15 protein-coding genes are annotated in these 19,540 nt (G+C 34.8%); 12 read left to right on the plus strand and 3 right to left on the minus strand.

Annotated elements, in window-relative coordinates:
* Window position 1: 1 nt before the first annotated feature.
* The 4 genes from ACMA47_RS24720 (at window position 2) to ACMA47_RS24735 (ending at window position 5,532) form a co-directional block, all read left to right on the plus strand.
* Window positions 2-2,161, plus strand: a complete 2,160-nt coding sequence (locus tag ACMA47_RS24720) for a patatin-like phospholipase family protein (protein WP_413931933.1) — start codon at window positions 2-4, stop codon at window positions 2,159-2,161.
* A 4-nt stretch (window positions 2,162-2,165) separates the two neighbouring features.
* On the plus strand, window positions 2,166-2,585 hold the full coding sequence (ybeY, locus tag ACMA47_RS24725; RefSeq protein ID WP_034694045.1) for an rRNA maturation RNase YbeY: 420 nt from the start codon (window positions 2,166-2,168) through the stop codon (window positions 2,583-2,585).
* Between the two features lie 147 nt (window positions 2,586-2,732).
* Window positions 2,733-4,595, plus strand: coding sequence for a tRNA uridine-5-carboxymethylaminomethyl(34) synthesis enzyme MnmG (gene mnmG, locus ACMA47_RS24730; protein WP_142018202.1), 1,863 nt, complete (start codon window positions 2,733-2,735; stop codon window positions 4,593-4,595).
* A gap of 115 nt (window positions 4,596-4,710) precedes the next feature.
* A complete protein-coding gene (locus tag ACMA47_RS24735; protein ID WP_413931934.1) occupies window positions 4,711-5,532 on the plus strand; it encodes a class I SAM-dependent methyltransferase in 822 nt (273 codons plus the stop codon).
* A 1,574-nt stretch (window positions 5,533-7,106) separates the two neighbouring features.
* On the opposite strand, the gene ACMA47_RS24740 is transcribed toward ACMA47_RS24735, so the two are convergent.
* Window positions 7,107-8,297, minus strand: a complete 1,191-nt coding sequence (locus ACMA47_RS24740) for a phosphoglycerate kinase (RefSeq protein ID WP_413931935.1) — start codon at window positions 8,295-8,297, stop codon at window positions 7,107-7,109.
* Window positions 8,298-8,941: 644 nt separating this feature from the next.
* Here ACMA47_RS24740 and rpiB point away from each other — a divergent pair.
* The 8 genes from rpiB (at window position 8,942) to tsaB (ending at window position 16,244) form a co-directional block, all read left to right on the plus strand.
* A complete protein-coding gene (gene rpiB / locus ACMA47_RS24745; protein ID WP_027372149.1) occupies window positions 8,942-9,376 on the plus strand; it encodes a ribose 5-phosphate isomerase B in 435 nt (144 codons plus the stop codon).
* 336 nt (window positions 9,377-9,712) lie between these two features.
* A complete protein-coding gene (gene rnr, locus ACMA47_RS24750; RefSeq protein WP_413931936.1) occupies window positions 9,713-11,866 on the plus strand; it encodes a ribonuclease R in 2,154 nt (717 codons plus the stop codon).
* Between the two features lie 245 nt (window positions 11,867-12,111).
* Entirely contained in the window at window positions 12,112-12,378 is a 267-nt protein-coding gene (locus tag ACMA47_RS24755; protein ID WP_413931937.1) for a hypothetical protein, read from the plus strand.
* 245 nt (window positions 12,379-12,623) lie between these two features.
* Complete coding sequence (locus ACMA47_RS24760) at window positions 12,624-13,310, plus strand: LysE family translocator (protein WP_413931938.1); 687 nt, start codon at window positions 12,624-12,626, stop codon at window positions 13,308-13,310.
* Complete coding sequence (locus tag ACMA47_RS24765) at window positions 13,307-14,236, plus strand: S66 peptidase family protein (protein ID WP_413931939.1); 930 nt, start codon at window positions 13,307-13,309, stop codon at window positions 14,234-14,236. Before ACMA47_RS24760 ends, ACMA47_RS24765 begins: the two co-directional genes overlap by 4 nt.
* A 42-nt stretch (window positions 14,237-14,278) precedes the next feature.
* Entirely contained in the window at window positions 14,279-14,650 is a 372-nt protein-coding gene (locus tag ACMA47_RS24770) for a YraN family protein (RefSeq protein WP_413931940.1), read from the plus strand.
* Between the two features lie 82 nt (window positions 14,651-14,732).
* Window positions 14,733-15,482, plus strand: a complete 750-nt coding sequence (locus tag ACMA47_RS24775; RefSeq protein WP_413931941.1) for an SDR family NAD(P)-dependent oxidoreductase — start codon at window positions 14,733-14,735, stop codon at window positions 15,480-15,482.
* A gap of 81 nt (window positions 15,483-15,563) precedes the next feature.
* Complete coding sequence (gene tsaB / locus ACMA47_RS24780; protein ID WP_413931942.1) at window positions 15,564-16,244, plus strand: tRNA (adenosine(37)-N6)-threonylcarbamoyltransferase complex dimerization subunit type 1 TsaB; 681 nt, start codon at window positions 15,564-15,566, stop codon at window positions 16,242-16,244.
* Between the two features lie 17 nt (window positions 16,245-16,261).
* On the opposite strand, the gene ACMA47_RS24785 is transcribed toward tsaB, so the two are convergent.
* On the minus strand, window positions 16,262-18,820 hold the full coding sequence (locus ACMA47_RS24785) for a tetratricopeptide repeat protein (RefSeq protein ID WP_413931943.1): 2,559 nt from the start codon (window positions 18,818-18,820) through the stop codon (window positions 16,262-16,264).
* A 148-nt stretch (window positions 18,821-18,968) separates the two neighbouring features.
* Entirely contained in the window at window positions 18,969-19,532 is a 564-nt protein-coding gene (locus tag ACMA47_RS24790; protein ID WP_413931944.1) for a Maf family protein, read from the minus strand.
* Window positions 19,533-19,540: the final 8 nt, after the last annotated feature.

Genomic DNA, 19,540 nt, shown 5'->3' on the forward strand with positions numbered 1-19,540 from the left:
TATGAGAAAACTCCTGATTCTGCTTTCCATATTCCAATTGTTATTGATCCATTCTCAGGTAAAAAAAGATTTGGTAATTCCGAAGAATCCAAAAATAGGGCTATCACTTGCCGGTGGTGGTGCCAAGGGGTTTTCACATGTCGGAGTTCTTAAAGTACTGGATTCATTGGGAGTGAAAGTAGACTATATTTCCGGAACCAGTATGGGAGCTATTGTAGGTGGATTGTATGCCGCCGGCTACTCCGGGAAAGAAATAGAAAAAATAGTCATGGATACGGATTTCTATTCTCTCATTATGGATCCAAAGTCCCGGCAGGAAGCCAGCTTTTTCAATAAATCTGTAGACAAATATCTTTTATCCATTCCGCTTAAAAACGGAAAAATCACACTTCCCTCCTCTATCAGTACCGGACAAAGAAACGTTTATCTTCTGAAAGAACTTTTTAAAAACGTTTCCAATATTGAGGACTTTTCCAAAATGCCTATCCCATTCCTTTGTGTCGCTACCAATCTTGAAAGCGGCAATATGCAGATCTTTGAAAAGGGAGATCTGGTACAGTCTATTATGGCGAGTTCTGCATTCCCATCTTTAATGGATCCGGTAAAAATTGGGGACAGTATTTATATTGACGGAGCTATGACGGTAAACTATCCTTCAAAGCCTTTAAAGGACAAAGGAATTGATATCGTCATCGGTGTAGACCTTAATCAGGATCTGTCAAAAAGAGAGGATTTAAACAATATTATAGCTATTCTGAACCAGGTTATTGATTTTGGAATTAAAAAAGACACCCGAAAACAATATAAATATACAGACATCAATATCAAACCCAACCTGAAAGGGATGTCTGCAACAAGCTATGATGATAAAAAGAAAATTCTGGATAGCGGATATGTGGAAGGATTAAAATATTCCCAGATACTGGACCAGCTTCCAAAGAAACCATTTGATCGTCTTAGACAGCGTGTAAATCCAATATATTCGAACGTTTATAAGATCGATAGCATTTCCATTGAAGGAAGTAAAATTTATGGTAAAAACTACACACTGGGTAAAATGGGATTGCGTCTCCCCTCTTTGCAGACCTATGGAAGTATTAATAAAATGATTGATAAACTGGTTGCTACGAATAACTATAAATTTATCAATTATGATATCGTTCAGGAGAATGACGCCAACTATCTGAAGCTTTACGTCACTGAAGATGATGCCCGCCATTTTTTAAAATTCGGACTCCATTATGACGAAGTTTTTAAAACAGGACTACTTTTAAATTATTCTGCCAAAAGACTTTTATTCAAAAATTCCAATCTTTCCCTGGATGTTGTTGTGGGAGATCGTCTGAGATATTACCTGAATTATTTTATAGATAACGGTTACATTCCTGGAGTCGGTCTTTATTCATCAGGGATGAGCTTTGATATAAAGAATGTAGACAATTACGTAGTAGACCGTTGGGAATGGATCAGAAATGAAGCCTATATACAGTCCATTTGGAAGGACAAATTTGCCATTGGTGGTGGTATAAGCCATGACTATTTTAAAGCGGAAAACAGCAATGGAGACAACAGACGTTACAGCCGTTTTTTAAACCCTTATATCTTTATCAAAACCGATACTCAGGATGATAAGGAATTCCCGACCAAAGGGGTTTATTTTGCTGCAGAAGGAAAGGTTGTAGATCTATTAAAGTCTGAAGTTGACAAAAGAATCATTCAGATCAAAGCAGATCTAAAACTTAACATTCCACTTGGTAAACAATTCAGTTATCGTCTGAATCTATTTGGAGGGGTTACTCTCGGCGAGAACCTTCCTGCTTATTACCAATATAGATTAGGAGGAATTTTTGAGCAGAATCTTATGAATTTTAAAAGTTTTGGAGGATTCTATTTCGCTCAGCTTTATACAAACAATGTAATACTGGCTTCTAATGATGTCCAGTTTAAGTTTAATAAAAACTATTTTATCAGCGGAAACTTTACCTTTGCTAACTTATCAAACGATATCAAGTTTGAGGATGCAGTTAAAGTAAATTATAGTTCACTGGGAATTACGGCAGGTTACAAATCTCCTTTCGGGCAGATAAAAGTCAACTTTAGCCACTCCCTAAAAAATAACCAAAAAGGTATATTCAGTGTTATATTAGGACACTGGTTTTAAAAAAATGATACAGTTCTTTTACGAAAACTTACCAGAGTCGGTAAGTACAGATTACAAAAAATGGCTGGAAGATCTTATTCTTTCAGAAGGAAAAAAACTAGGAGAAATCAATTACATTTTCTGTGATGATGAATATCTTCTTAAGATCAATCAGGATTATTTGCAGCATGATTATTATACAGATATTATCACTTTTGATTATGTAAAAGGCAAGACAATAAGCGCTGAGATTTTCGTATCTTTGCAGCGCATTTCTGATAACGCCTCTACCCTTTCCCGAGATTATGAAGAAGAATTAAGAAGGGTTTTAGCCCACGGTATTTTACACCTTGCAGGCTATAAAGATAAGACGGAAGAGGAAGAAAAAGAGATGCGGAGAATGGAAGATCTGTACCTGGATAAATACAGGGATTTGAAGTTTTAGAATTGAACAATCACTTAAAGTCCCATATCTAAAGTACTCTATTCTAGCAACAATATAAGTTTACCTAGAGTGCATTCTCCAAAAATGTTTCACGTGAAACATTGGTTATAAAGATAAGGTTTAAAGCTTAAAACAAGCGAGATAAAAATGATTTCAGAAATATATGATGTGATAGTAGTAGGTGCCGGACACGCAGGTTGTGAAGCCGCAGCCGCAGCAGCTAACCTCGGTTCAAAAACCCTACTTATTACAATGAATATGCAGACCATCGGACAGATGAGTTGCAACCCGGCAATGGGCGGAATCGCAAAAGGACAGATCGTAAGAGAGATTGATGCAATGGGAGGATATTCCGGAATTGTAGCAGACAAATCTGCCATCCAATTCAAGATGCTGAATCTTTCAAAAGGTCCTGCGATGTGGTCTCCGAGAACCCAAAATGATAGAATGCTTTTTGCCGAAGAATGGCGTTTAGCATTAGAGAATACTCCCAATCTTGATTTCTTTCAGGATATGGTAAAACAACTGATTGTTGAAAATAATAAAGTAGCAGGAGTTGTTACTTCTTTAGGAATTGAGATTAAAGCAAAATCTGTAGTTCTTACTAACGGAACTTTTCTTAACGGATTAATTCACGTTGGAGATAAACAATTAGGCGGAGGAAGAATGGGTGAACCAAGAGCTTTTGGAATTACAGAACAATTGGTCACTTTAGGATTCGAAGCAGGAAGAATGAAAACCGGAACTCCACCAAGAGTAGATGGAAGAAGTTTGGATTATTCAAAAATGGAAGAACAGAAAGGAGATGAAAATCCTCAAAAGTTCAGCTATCTTGATACTCCCAAACTGACAAAACAATTAAGCTGTCATATCGTATATACTAACGAAACGGTACACGATATTTTAAGAGAAGGTTTTGACAGAAGTCCAATGTTCAATGGTACGATCCAAAGTTTAGGTCCGAGATACTGTCCAAGTATTGAAGATAAAATTAATCGTTTTGCAGAAAGAAACAGACATCAGCTTTTCGTAGAACCGGAAGGATGGAAAACAGTAGAGATCTATGTAAACGGATTCAGCTCTTCTCTTCCTGAGGATGTACAGATCAAAGCTATGAAACATATTCCAGGATTTGAAAATGTAAAAGTTTTTCGTCCGGGTTATGCTATTGAATACGACTACTTCCCTCCTACCCAATTAAAACATACACTCGAAACTAAATTAATTGACAATTTATATTTCGCAGGACAGATTAATGGAACTACCGGATATGAAGAAGCAGCAGGCCAGGGATTAATTGCCGGAATCAATGCACATAATAAAGTTCATGAAAAAGGAGATTTTATCCTAAACAGAGATGAAGCTTATATTGGAGTATTGATTGATGACCTGATCACAAAAGGAACGGAAGAACCTTACAGAATGTTCACTTCTCGTGCAGAATACAGACTTCTTTTAAGACAGGATAATGCCGATATCAGATTAACAGAGAAAGCATACCAATTAGGATTGGCAAAAGAAGACAGATTAAGAAGAGTTGAAACCAAAATATCTGAAAGCCAGTCACTTGAAGAGTTTCTTCGCGAAACTTCTTTAAAACCAGGTATTATCAATCCAGTTTTGGAATCTATTGAAAGCAGTCCTGTAGATCAGGCTTACAGAGCAGCTCAAATCCTTACCAGACCTAATATGACATTAGAAAAACTGGATGAAATTGATTTTATTAAAGAAGTTTCCACTCAATATAATGATGAAGTAAGAGAACAGGCAGAGATCAATATTAAGTATAAAGGATATATTGAGAAAGAAAAAGAAAACGTTGCTAAATTAAATCGTCTGGAAAACATTAAAATTCCTGAAGATTTTGATTATACAAAGCTTTCCAGCCTTTCTGCAGAAGCAAAACAGAAGATGTCTAACGTACGTCCGAAGACTATTGCACAGGCTGGAAGAATTAGCGGGGTTTCCCCAGCTGATATTAATGTTTTATTAGTTTATCTAGGGCGTTAAAAAAAAATGTTTCACGTGAAACATTAGAAAATAAAAACAAAAATTAAGGTATTTATAAGCGTAAAACACTTCTGAATATCTTAATTTTTTTATCATATAAAAGATATTTACTTCAATGAAAATAAAAGATCATTTTCTTTCACAGGAAATATTTGAAATTAAAGAGACTGAAACAAAAGGGGTATTCAAAACCACTCCTATTCCCTCCAATATTTCCAGATATTATGAAAGTGAAGATTATATTTCTCATCACCAGGATTCCGGAAGTTTAAAAGAAAAGCTTTATAAATTTCTTCAGTCTTTTAATCTGCAGTATAAAAAAAATATACTGGTAGACAGAATAAAAAACGGATCAAAAGTTCTTGACTACGGGTGCGGTGCCGGAGAGTTTGTAAAATATATAGAAAATGATTTTGAAACTTTCGGCTTTGAACCGGATGCTGATGCCAGAAAAGCAGCACAGGGAAAAATAACAAAAGCTTCTATTTTAGATAATATTCATAAAATTGAGGATAACACCTTAGATGCTATTACACTCTGGCATGTATTTGAACATATCGAAAACCAGGATGAAATGCTTCGCACATTTCATGGAAAATTAAAAGAAAAAGGGATTCTTGTCATCGCTGTTCCCAACCCTACTTCTTATGATGCCAAACATTATAAAGAATATTGGGCTGCGTATGATGTCCCTAGACATATCTACCATTTTTCAAAAAACGGAATGGAAAATTTAATTTCAAAAAATCCAGACTGGAAAATGAGAAAGATCAAACCTTTGGTCCTAGATTCTTATTATATCTCCATGTTGAGCGAAAAATATAAAAAATCTCCTCTATTTTGGGTAAAAGCCGTTGTTTACGGAACAATTTCGAACGTAAAAGCATTGTTTTCCAACGAATTTTCAAGTTTGATATATATTATCGAAAAAAGATAGAAAATCGATTTTTGACCCATTTATGAAGGTCAATTTTCGGCATTTTTAGCTTAAAAAATAAAAAACTCAGGATTTTTTCTCCTGAGTTTTCTTTTTTCTAGAATTCATTTATATTTTAAATCCTACATCTATTTTGCAAAGACTTAAAAATAAAATAGAAATTTACCTTCCTTACCTGTCAATAAAAAAATATCTCCCCTACTCCATTTTAATAATAAAGAAAAATAGAGATCATCTCCTCAGTAATTTATGTATTAAAGCTTTTATTGAACTTTCTCATTCAGTTTTCAATAAAACCATAAAAACCGGCGAAAAAAAGAAGAAATTTAGTTTTAACAAAATGAATTATCACAAAAACAGCTTCAATTTAACTTCAAAATAAAATAAGATACAAACACTCTAAAAAAGAGAGAAAATTGATTTTTAAGCTATTTATGAAGGTCGTTTTTCGACATTTTTATTGAAAAGAAAAAATTAAAGCTGATCTGGTAAATATATTTCTGACGACAAAAAAATAGAAAATCCAATTTCTTCCTAAAGTAATTCTTCCAGGATAAAAAAAGAAGCTCCCCTCCTCCACTCTATCATTTTTAATAAAAATAATTTTTCACTACTTCAAAAAAATAAAATTGATAAAAAATTGCCACGCTCTTCTTTTTAAGAAAACTGGAAAAAAATGAAAATCAATAATTGTAGAGAATTTCAAAAATCAATACTCAATAAAAAATTTAAAAGTTGAAAGCACCTAAACAATGTTAAACTTCATGCAAAATTTTTAAGTCTAAGAAATAAAAAATTAAAACTCACTTAAATTTATCCTGGAAACAGGTCTTAAAAATTCAAAAAGTAATTAACTTATTCATTTTATTATAGTTACCTATGGATTTCTATTGTTTTAGTAAGATTATCACATGAAAATAATAAGGATAAAATAGATTAAAACTAAGTTTAATAATTAATAGTCAACAAGATACAACACTATCACTGTTATGTGAAATAAAAAAATCATTGAATTTAGAGATTTAAAGTTTTCAAAAATTTATATCTACCCTTTTTTAGTAGAAATTTAAATACTAAAACAATCTAAAATACGATTTCCTAAAACAGATAAAGTAAAACCTATCTCTCCAAAATAATTTTTAAAAAATAATTAGAATCACTTTTTAATTGAAAGAAGAAATCATCAATCTTAATTCAAATCCTCTAATAATTTTCTTAAAATCATATCAACTACTTCTTCTATATTTTTCGAAATACAGGGTATAATTCATAGAAAAAATATCACTTTTTACATCAATAGTATTGCAAAAATAATGGTCATTTACCAAAGTAAAATGAGAATAAAACCAGAAATAAAATCACATAAATTCATCAATTTTCCAAGAATATTCTGATCATAAATTTCATTAAAAACATAAGTCTCTGAAAGAGAATTGAACCCAGTCATATATAACTATAAGTTATATCTAAAATAGTATTAAAACTCCGATCAATAAAGGATTTTCTTTAAGTTTAAGAAATAAAAAAAGCCTGCTAATATAATTAGCAGGCTTTAAAATATCTTTTATTTTCTATTAATTATTGATTGCTGCTACTCCTGGTAATTCAAGTCCTTCAAGACTTTCAAGCATTGCTCCACCACCGGTAGAAACGTAGCTTACCTGATCAGCATATCCGAATTGCTTCACGAAAGCAACACTGTCTCCTCCTCCTACTAAAGAGAAAGCTCCTAATCTTGTTGCTTCAGCGATACTCTCCCCTAATGCAACTGTTCCGCCAGCAAAATTTGACATTTCAAAAACACCAATTGGCCCATTCCAAAGAATTGTTCTTGAGTTTAATAATACATCATTGAACTGGTCTCTTGATTTGTTACCTGCATCAAGTCCCATCCATCCTTCAGGAATTGTATAAATATCAACTTCTTTTCTCTCCACATCATTACTAAAGCTTTCAGCGATAATGGCATCAGACGGAAGATATACTTTTACTTTGTGCTCTTTAGCTTTTCCTAAAATCTCAAGGGCTAAAGGAAGTTTATCTTCTTCTACAAGAGAATTACCGATTTTCCCTCCAAGAGCCTTAATAAAAGTAAATGCCATACCTCCACCAATGATCAGATTATCTACTGCAGGAAGAATATTTTCTATAATGGTAATTTTAGTTGAAACTTTAGAACCACCCAAAATAGCTGTAACTGGTTTCTCACCACTCTTTAATACTTTATCGATTGCCTGAAGCTCTTTAGCCATTAGTAAACCGAAATATTTAGTTGATGGAAAATATTGAGCGATTACTGCTGTGGAAGCGTGAGCTCTGTGTGCCGTACCAAATGCATCATTTACATAAGCATCTCCTAACTTTGAAAGCTTCTCTGCGAATGCAGCATCTCCTTTTTCCTCCTCGTTATGAAAACGTACATTTTCCAATAGTAAGATCTCTCCTGGTTTTAAATCTGCAGCTGCTTGCTCCGCCTTCTCTCCAATACACTCATCAACAAATTTCACTTCCTGTCCTAAAACAGCAGAAACTTCGCCAACAATATGTTTAAGGGAAAATTCATCTTTAACCTCTCCCTTAGGTCTTCCAAGGTGTGTGATTAAGATGACAGAACCACCATCATTAAGGATCTTTTCCACTGTTGGTTTCACAGCCACAATTCTTGTGTTGTCTGTCACCTTCAGTTGATCATCCTGTGGAACATTGAAGTCCACTCTTACCAGAGCCTTCTTATCTTTAAAATTAAGATCATTGATTGTTTTCATAAGTAGATTTATTTTTTGCTAAGCCCTATGAAACCGCCGTGCTCAAAATCCGTTTTAGCTTTCGGTAAAATCTCGCAAGAACAATTTCATAAATCTCATTGAATTTTTGTTTCACAAATGTAAGGTTTTAAACTTTTTCAACAGTTTGATTAAAATAAAAGTTTTCAAAAACTTTCCCCGAACCCAATCACCCATTAATCAACAATTTTTTCTCTTTTAAAAAAAAGAATAATGTAGTTGTTGTTGAGTGTTGTTAGTTTCGGGGATAAGTTTTAGGCTAAAAATTGATAACATTCAACTTTTATTCAACTCATATTTAACTCACAATATAAATCTCTGTAAACCCGCTATTTCACATACTTATTAACAAATGTTGATAACTTTGAGATGAAACCATTATTAGTTATTTTATTATGGAAAAATCTGGGGATAGCTGAAGAAAACATCTGGAAAGTTGTGGTAAAAGTTTGAGGAAAGATTTTCTATTACGAAATAAATTGATCTTTAAAAATAGAAAGTTGATAAAAGTTTTCCACAGTTATTCACATACCTTTTCACAATTAACTCAGGGTTTACTAACACGAATTGTTATTATTCTTACCTTTGTAAGGAAATAGAATCTAATAAAGCTTAATAAGAGTATTATGAAAAGAAAAATTGCTATCGCAGCGGACCATGCAGGCTATGAATATAAGGAGATTGTTAAGAACTACCTTTCAGAACGTTTTGAAGTTCAGGATTTTGGAACGTTTTCCACAAACAGTGTGGATTATCCGGACTTTGTACATCCTGCGGCAACCTCTGTGGAAAACGGAGAAAATGAGCTGGGAATTCTGATCTGTGGAAGCGGAAACGGAGTTCAGATCACTGCGAACAAACACCAGAAGATAAGATGCGCATTATGCTGGATGCCGGAGATTGCAACACTGGCAAGACAACATAATGATGCCAACATGATTTCAATGCCGGCAAGATTTATATCTAAAGAACTAGCCATTGAAATTGTAGATAAATTTCTTTCAACAGACTTCGAAGGTGGAAGACACCAGAACAGAGTTGACAAAATTGCAGTTTGCTAATGATAATAAGGCTTGTAAATCACTTTACAAGCCTTATTTATTTTTTATTCGTACATTTGCAGTGTCCAATAGAAATTACACTCTATTATTCTCCAAAGCCTTTCTTATATTTGAAACATATTTAATAAAAGGTTTTTCTCTTTTCTTCTCCAGAATTGTATTAAATTTATACAAAACTAAAGCTCCCGTTGTAAGCAAACTGAAAGATAATTTCTGATGATTTACGGAAAGATTCTAATGATGAAATTGAATAACCTTATACAAAGGAACGAATAAGGAAGATTTAGAAAAAGGTCTTAGTGGAGATAAGACCAAAACAATTAAAAGAAAATTAAAATGCCAAAAAAAAGAAAATATATAAGTCATAAAAATGATTTAAAAATGATGGAGATCGGAAGAATGATCCTCCGTTTTATGAATGCAAATTCATCCAAAATTTATAATTATAAGCAGATCGCTGATGGAATAGATTACAAAAATCCAAGACAAAGAGAACTTGTGATCCAGGCGCTGCATAAACTTCAGGGATCTGAAAAGATCAAAGAAGTAGAAAAAGGAAAATACATCGTGAACCTGAAAATCGCAGGAACACTTACCGGAACTATTGACTTTAACCAAAGTGGAAATGCTTACGTAAGTGTGGAAGGTTTGGAAGATGATGTCTTCGTTCACGCCAAAAATGTGAAGGATGCATTGCAGGGAGATAAGGTTCTTATTATAACTTATCATTATAAAGGAAAGAAATTAGAAGGCTCTGTTTTGGAAGTTTTGGAACGTACCAGAACTGAATTTGTAGGGACATTTCAGAAGGTTGCTCATAAGGAATTTGGGTTTGTGGTTTGCGATAAAAAATCAATCAACACGGATATCTTTATTCCGAAAGGAAAATTCAGCACAGCTGAAGATGGTGATAAGGTCATTGTAAAAATGACAGAATGGAGACCGGGTGATAAAAATCCGGAAGGTGAAATCATTCAGGTGCTGGGTGCTCCGGGAGAACATGAAACGGAAATCCACTCTATTCTTGCAGAATATGGTCTTCCTTATGAATTTCCAGCGGAAGTAGAAGCTGATGCAGATAAAATAGACAGAAGCATCACAGATGAAGAGGCTGCAAAACGTTGGGATATGCGTAATATCTGTACGTTTACCATTGACCCTAAAGATGCGAAAGACTTTGACGATGCTTTATCCATAAGAAAACTGGAAAATGGAAACTGGGAAATCGGAGTCCATATTGCAGACGTATCTCATTATGTAGTGCCGGGAACAATTCTGGATGATGAAGCGTATCAGAGAGCTACTTCGGTATATCTTGTTGACAGGGTTGTGCCGATGCTGCCGGAAGTTTTGAGTAATGATGTTTGCTCCCTTCGTCCACACGAAGATAAATATACCTTCTCAGCTGTTTTTGAACTGAATGACAATGCTGAGATTCAGAAACAATGGTTTGGAAGAACGGTGATCCATTCAGACAGAAGATTCACTTATGAGGAAGCACAGGAACGTATTGAAACCGGACAGGGAGATCTGGCGGAAGAAATCAATACCCTTGATAAGTTGGCGAAAATAATGCGTCATGAACGTATCAGAAAAGGAGCCATTACTTTTGACAGAAGTGAAGTAAGATTCAATCTTGATGAAAATAATGAGCCGATTGGTGTATACTTTAAAATCAGTAAAGACTCCAATCACCTGATTGAGGAATTCATGCTTTTAGCCAATAAAAAAGTATCAGAATTTGTATCGCTTTCAAGAAAAGGTGAGATCACCAATAATACATTTATTTACAGGGTTCACGATGATCCGGATCCGGCAAAATTGGAATCGTTGAGAGACTTCGTTGCTACTTTCGGATATAAAATGGATTTGGCCAATACCAAAAAAGTGGCTGCATCTTTGAATAAACTTCTTCATGATGTAAAAGGAAAAGGGGAAGAAAATATGATTGAAACGCTTGCGATGAGAAGTATGAGTAAAGCGGTATACTCTACGGAACCTATTGGCCACTATGGTCTGGGGTTTGAGTATTACAGCCACTTCACCTCTCCTATCCGTCGTTACCCGGATTTGCTTGCACACCGTCTTCTTCAGCATTATCTGGATGGAGGAAAATCTCCGAACAGAGGTGATCTTGAAGAAAAGGCAAAACATTGCAGTGCGATGGAAAGACTGGCAGCAGATGCGGAAAGAGACTCTATCAAATTCATGCAGGTGAAATTCATGGAAAAACATCTGGGAGAAACATTCAAAGGAGTGATTTCCGGAGTAGCAGAATTCGGTTTCTGGGTTGAGATTCCTGAAAACGGTGCTGAAGGTCTTATCAAGCTGAGAGATCTTGTGGATGATTCCTATATGTATGATGCTAAAACCCATGCCGTATACGGAATAAGACATGGAAATAAATACCAGTTGGGAGATGAAGTTCAGATCAAAGTGGTAAAAGCCAATCTTATTCAGAAGCAGCTTGATTTCCAGATTGTGAAGTAATGACGAGAATAGATAAATACATTGTATTTAGTATTTTAAACGTAATATTATTGATAACAGTTATTTTTAACACTGTTATCAATTTTTATCTTTTTGTACTCGCTATCATCGTCCTTATATGCATATGTAATATTTTAATCAAAAGAAATATTATTAATATTGATAAACAAGGAAAAAAATACTTTTTTGGAGTCACATTTCCACAGATAGTCAATGCATTTTTTTTAATCAATTATGTTACAGGAATGAATCCTACAAAAGAAACATACTGTTTCAAAAGTATGGTTTCAGAGGTTGGGAGTGTGCGAAGCCATCAGAAAGGTAAAACAACTTACGTTTATTTGAGTGGAAATGCCTACGAATATTCTTATATGACAAGAAGTTTTTTGATTGATTATAAAAGAATGCTGTTTAAAAATCAGGTTATTTATACCTTTGAAAGAGGTATTTTTGGTCTTAAAATCAGAAAAGATTTCGAATTTGTTTTTAATGAAAACTGTTTGGAAAAATAAAAAAAGATTGCTGAACGTATTCAGTAAAAATTATAATATAAAGGGGTTGTTTCTAAATGGAATGACCTCTTTATTTTTTTAACAAAAAACGGATAATAAACGCTCCTCTCCTATTTCTTAAAAATTTTACATTAAAGTCTGATTAAAATCTACTTGATATATCACAACTTTATTGAATAATTAAATCATAAAGTCTAACTTTGTATTAAACGAAATGAATTTTATTCATTTTAAAACACCACTTAATGCTAGAACTTGTACTATCTGCCATCATATTAGGATTTATGCTGAGCCTGGTTTTCATAGGACCTATTTTTTTCCTTTTAATTGAAACCAGTTTTTCCAGAGGCCCCAGACATGCCTTATCACTGGATCTTGGTGTTATTACGGCAGATTTATTATGCATTGTAGCGGCGTACTATGCCAGTACAGATATTGTAACATTAATTGATAAGCATCCCGGGTTTTACAGGATCACTTCCATTCTTATTTTCATCTACGGAATTGTGATGCTGGTGACCAAAACCAAAATGCACATGCCCGGAGAAGAAAAGATCATTGGTCAAAATTATATTAAGACCTTTTTTAATGGTTTTTTCTTTAATCTTCTGAATGTTGGAGTCATCCTTTTCTGGCTGGTAACGGTAATTTCCGTAAGGAATCAATATCCGGACACCAGCAGTTTTATTTTATACATCAGTATAGTACTGGCCACTTACCTGTCTATAGATCTTGCCAAGATATTTCTTGCCAAGCAATTTCATGATAAATTAACACAAAAACTGGCCAACCAGATCAGAAGAGTTGTTGGCTGTATTCTTATTATCTTCAGTTTCTTTATTTTCCTGCAGAGTTTTAAAAAGTTCAACCAATTTGAAAAACAACTGGAGGAAGCAGAAAAGAAAGAAGTAAAATATCAAAAAGCAAAATGAAAAAAATGATCTTTCCAAAATCTCTTAAAAAAGGAGACAAAATAGCTGTTATTTCCCCTGCAGGAGCAGTAGATGCCACTCAACTGGAAAAGGGAATAGAAATGATTAAAAGTAGAGGTTTTGAACCCGTGCTCGGAGAACATCTCTACACTAAATTTTCAAACGGATATAATTACGCCGGAACAGAAAAGGAAAGAACAAAAGATATCAACTGGGCTTTAAACGATACAGAAATAAGAGCTGTATGGGCTTCAAGAGGTGGTTACGGATGCCAGCATCTTATCCAACACCTGAAGTTGAAAAACTTTACAGAAAACCCGAAATGGTATATCGGATATTCAGACAACACAGTCATACAAAGTTATCTGTTAAAAAAAGGTTTTGTTTCCATCCATGGGCAAACCATCAAAACATCCAGCTTTGGAGTTACAGAAGAAAGCTATGATCTGATCTTTGATATCCTTAAGGGCAAAAAGCCCAAATACGGCCTAAAATCTCACCCTTTAAACAAAAAAGGGAATATTCAGGGAGAATTGGTTGGAGGGAATTTAGCCCTTATTTATGCCCTTCTGGGGACCAAATATTCATTCGACTTTAAAGACAAGATTCTGTTTATTGAAGATATCGGAGAAAACTTCTATGCACTGGACCGTATGATTATGAGTCTGGAGCTGGCAGGTGTCTTCAATAAAATCAAAGGACTTATTGTGGGAGGAATGACTAATATGGGAGATGAAAAGGAGAATGAAAGTTATGAAGAAAGTTTTGATGAGTTCGTTTATAAGCTTATTTCTGACAGAATTTCAAAGTATGACTTCCCGGTAGTGTTTGCCTTCCCGAATGGACACATTAAGGAAAACAGACCACTTTTAATCGGTGCCAACGTGAAAATGCAAGTGGATGCTAAAGTAAAAATAGATTTTTAAAGTAGTACTACTCTCCTATCTCCAAACTCTTAAATACATACTATGGCTCATCATAATGATTTTGGAAAAATAGCAGAGAATCTAGCTGCTGATTATCTTCAGAAAAATGGCTATAAAATTAAGGCCAGAAACTTTCGTTTTAAACAAAATGAAATTGATATCATTGCTGAAAAAGATAACCTGATTATTATCGTGGAAGTAAAAGCAAGATCTACCGATGCTTTTATGCTTCCTCAGGAGGCGGTAACCAAGACAAAGATAAAATCTATTGTCTCTGCAGCCGATCATTATATGGAAGAATTTAATAAAGATCAGGAAGTCAGATTTGATATTATCTCCGTTCTTCCCGATGATAATAAAGACTTAATCATAGACCATATCAAAGATGCTTTTCAGGCCTTTGATGCAAATTAATAAATCAATACAACAATGTTTGAATGTAACAGAATCATGACATTGATAGAGGAGTGCATTCAGACATGTAACAACTAATTTTATGAAGACAATATTGATCACCGGAGCTACTTCCGGTATAGGTAAAGCCACCGCAGAGCTTCTTGCAAAACAAGGAAACAGAATTATTATTTGTGGAAGGAGAAGTGAGGTGCTGGAAGCTGTAAAAACAGAACTTTCTGAATTTACCGAAGTATTTAGTTTAATGTTTGATGTAAGGAATCTTGAAGAAGTTGAAACAGCTATTAATTCCCTTCCTGAAAATTGGAAAGAGATTGATGTTCTGATTAATAACGCAGGGAATGCTCATGGGTTAGATCCTCTCTCTGCTGGTAAGACCGATGACTGGGATTCTATGATTGACGGAAATGTAAAGGGATTACTCTATGTTTCCAAAATGATCACCCCAACTATGAAAACTAAAAATTTAGGTCATATAGTAAACATCAGTTCTGTAGCAGCAAGACAAACTTATGCGAATGGAGTAGTGTACTGTGCAACGAAGAAAGCAGTAGACGTTATTTCAGAAGGAATGAGACTGGAACTTACGGAATTTGGAATCAAAGTGACCAACATCCAGCCGGGTGCTGTAGAAACAGATTTCTCTTTGATAAGATTCAAAGGTGACAGTGAGAAGGCTTCAACTGTATATGCAGGTTATGAACCTTTGAAGGCGGAAGATATTGCTGATGCTATTGCTTACTGTGTGAACGCACCGAAACACGTTACCATTTCAGATATGACCATCTATCCAAGTGCTCAGGCTGAACCAAGAACGATTTATAGAAAATAGTCCAAAATAATGGAGTAAATTTGCAGAATATTAAATGTGATTTTGCTTTTGCAATATTGCTGTTTAGCTTAAAACAAAAAAATGAAAATTCTATATCTGGAAACATCATCCAAGAACTGTTCAGTAGCCATATCAGACAATGAGAAGCTATTATGCCTTTGCGAAGAAGTTTCCGAAAACTATAAACAATCCGAAAGTCTTCACACCTATGTAGAATGGGCATTGGAAGGAGCGGGAATTTCGCTTAAAGATATTGAAGCCGTTTCTTTAGGAAAAGGTCCCGGTTCTTATACCGGCTTAAGAATCGGAGCTGCCTCAGCAAAAGGGTTTTGTTATGGACTCAGAGTTCCTCTGATAGCTGTGAATTCTCTTGAAAGCATGATAGAGCCTTTTTTAGGCGATAACTACGATTTTATAATACCTTTGATCGATGCAAGGAGAATGGAGGTTTATACGGCCGTCTATGACGGTAAAACAGGGGAGGAGTTGTCCAAGACCGAAGCGAAAATTTTAGATGAAACTTCTTTTGAAGAATTTAAAGATAAAAAAGTTCTGTTTGTAGGGGATGGTGCTAAAAAAACAAAAGAGATTCTGAATCTCCCTGATGCTGTTTTTAAAGAAGATGTTTATCCTTCTGCACAATATCTCATCAGAAAGACTCTGGAGAAAATACAAAACAAGGAATTTGAAGATATGGCTTATTTTGAGCCTTTTTATCTCAAAGATTTCCATGGAGTAAAGAAAAAGAAAAGCGAAGAATAAATCTTCGCTTTTTTATTTTATTGAGGTCTTGGCGGGATCTTCGATCCTGATTTTGTCTCATTAGGTTTTTTAGGATTTTGTGGTTGACCCGGAATTGCCTGTTGAACTGTATTTATAGTATCCAGCTTCTGTACTTTTCCACTGTTCATTTGTGGAACTCCCGTATTTTGGGTGTTAGGTTGTACAGGCGCTCCTGATGGTTGTTGAGGAATATTATTTCCTTTATTGTCCGTTGCCTGGAAGCTGAGGTCACTTTTCAGATAATTCAGCATTTCTTTAGCTCTTACCCCTTCAGGTGTTTTAGAATAATTCAGGGCAATCTGTTCCAGCTGTAGAATCATAACTTCTTTTCCACTTGATTTTCCTGCATTGAAAGCATTTAATAAATACAGTTTAGGAACCAGTGCATCTTTCGGAAACTTCTGAATCGTCTGATCTATAATATCTTTACTTTCCACAAATTTTTCTGATTCAAATAGGGCATATGCCTTTTTGTATTCGTTTTCAACTTCTTCGGTTGATTTTACAAATGACTTGTTCTTAGGATTTCTGGCAAATTCAGCGTAAGAAGTATAAGGGTAATCAGCTAAGAGAATTTGTTTTGCTCTTTCAGAAGCCTGCGGATTTTTCTCATAATTCATAGCAAAAATCTCATACAGTGCCTGCAGCATTACCTTTTCTTCCGGTTTTACATCTACAAGGTCATAAAGCGTTTTCGTAGCCAGTGGAGTATTGGTAAAATAATTCTGATACATAATTCCCAGCCCTAATGAAGCGGTATCTCTGTCCTTTTTTAACTGAGATAATTTTCCCTGATCCGTAGGAATCTGTTCAATATAGTACGCAGGCTCAAAACGTCTTGGATTAGGCGCAGAGGTTACTCCTAACGCTTCATTTTTCATATCTTCAATAGAGGCCATTTTCTTAGAAGAACGCCAGTTATCAGCAAGAGCACGGTCTCCCCAGATTTGCTTAAATGAAGAGGTCCCTTTGCTTACCGTTCCTGAATTGCTGAAGTAAAATCCTTTTGTGGTTACGCCAAAGTCTTCAAAAGAATTGGAACTGTTGGCAAAGATAGAGTTGGCACTATAATCTCCGGTATCAAAACCTTTACTTCTTTCTGCACGTCTTCTTTCCTGTTCCTCTTTCTCTTCTTTAATCTTTAGTTTGGCAATATATTTTGTGAAATAATCTGTTTTCTGACCATCATTCATTTTTGCCAGAGAAAGAATACTGTCATTCTTTTTAATAAGATAATAGTTTTTGGAAATCTTTTTGATGTATTCGGATTGATCCTTTAACAGAATTTTTGAAGGTTCATAAGTCATTACAGCAAGAGCAGAATCATAATAACTTCCAGCTCCGATATAATCATTCTTATCAAGGTAACTTTTTCCTATTTCATAATAAGCCAATCCACGGATCTGAGGATCAGAAACCTTTTCAAAAAGGGATTTTCTGAAGAATTGCTGAGCTTCATCCTTTTTACCTGCTTTATTAGCCATTAATCCCAAAGCATAGTAAAATTCATTTTTTCTGGAGCCATACATTCCCTTTTTACTGATTCCTTCCAGATAATTTTTTGCTCCGGCATAGTCCCCTTTACCGTTAAAAGTTTTTGCAATAGCAACCTGAGATTTTACTTCAAATTCGAAATCACTGGCATATTTATACGCTGAAGCATAGCTTTCTCTTGCTTTATCATTCTGGTTAAGATTTTCAAGAACCTGACCTCTCAGATAAGCGATTCTGCTCTTCAGTTTTCTGTTGCTGTTCAGTTCAAAAGCATTATCAAGTTCTTTGGCAGCTTCTTCTTTCTTACCGGCATCAAGCAAAGATTCAGAATAGTAAATACTCAGAAGTTTTGCATAGCTTTTACTGATATCTTCACTTTTCAGTTTGGCAAAAGTTTCATGTGCCCTGTGATAATCTTTGATTTGATCATAAGCAAGACCCTGATAGATTCTCGCGAGTGGAATCCTTTTGTCATCTTTCATACGGGTGAAAACATAATTCAGAGCATCAAGTGCCTCAAGAGATTTACCCCGATAAATTCTTGCCTGGGCAAGGATCATGTAGGCATCAAAAATCTGTTTATTTTTCTCTTCACCATTTCTGGTTACGGAATACTTATTTATAGCTTTTAAAGCTTTTGCTTCTGCAATTTCCAGCGTAGTAGCTCCTTTAGTCTGTTCTCCGTCTGGTCTTGAAGGTCCGCCTCCCGGAGGCCCTCCAGGGATATTCGGAACTCCTGAATTACCTCTTCCTGAAGGTCTGTTGGCTACTTCAGCCATCTTCATAGAATTCTCAGCAAAAGCCTCAGTCTGTCCAAGATCACTTCCCAAAGGTTGTTCTTCGTAAGTCAGAATAGGAATATAGGGAGCATAAAAGTTATCCTTATGCCCTTTGTCTCTGGTAGTAAACTCACTGTTTAATGCATCTTTTGCATTAAATAATGTGTTATAATATGTGGAAAATCCTTTCAATACTCTTGAACGCTGCTCCGGCTTTTTCGTTTTGGTAGCACATGAAGCAACAAGGCATATGACTAAAAGGAATAATATATTCTTTTTCATTATTCAATATAACTCGCTAATCTGCTTTTTATTATCAGCAGTTTGATGATTTTGTAAAAATAATAAAATTTTATAATGAATAATATTTATATTTCTTCAGGAAGTATTTTATTTCTTCTTTAATGAGTGTTTTGAACCTGATAATCTTTTAAATAAGACAAGATTCTTTCAGAATTTTATAAACAAGATGGGTAGGAAGTCCCATAATGGTATAATAACTTCCTGTAAGGCTTGTGATTTTTGCCATTCCCAGCCATTCCTGAACACCATAACTGCCGGCTTTATCAAAAGGCTTATAATTCTGAATATAATAGTTTATTTCTTCCTCTGAAAGTTTGTCGAGAGTAACATCCGCTACATCTGTTTCTGTGAAAGACTTATTGGCTGTTTTGATGGTAATTCCCGTATAGACCTGATGAGTCCTTCCCGAAAGACTTTGAAGCATGGCAAAGGCGTCTTGTTCATCTTTAGGTTTTCCCAGGATCTGATTATCGATAGCGACTACCGTATCAGCAGTCAGGAGTACTTCACCCGCTTCCAGGTTTCTAAAGGCTGAAGCTTTTAAATCAGAAAGATAAGCTGCTGCTGCTTCTATTTTGATATTTTCCGGAATAATTTCTTCGCAGTCTATTTTTACGACTTCAAATTCAAAACCAAGGCTGGAAAGAAGTTCTTTTCTCCTTGGGGATTGTGATGCTAAAAGTAATTTCATACAGATAC

Origin of the sequence: Chryseobacterium sp. T20, assembly GCF_047345655.1 — a bacterium.
Taxonomy (GTDB): Bacteria; Bacteroidota; Bacteroidia; order Flavobacteriales; family Weeksellaceae; genus Chryseobacterium.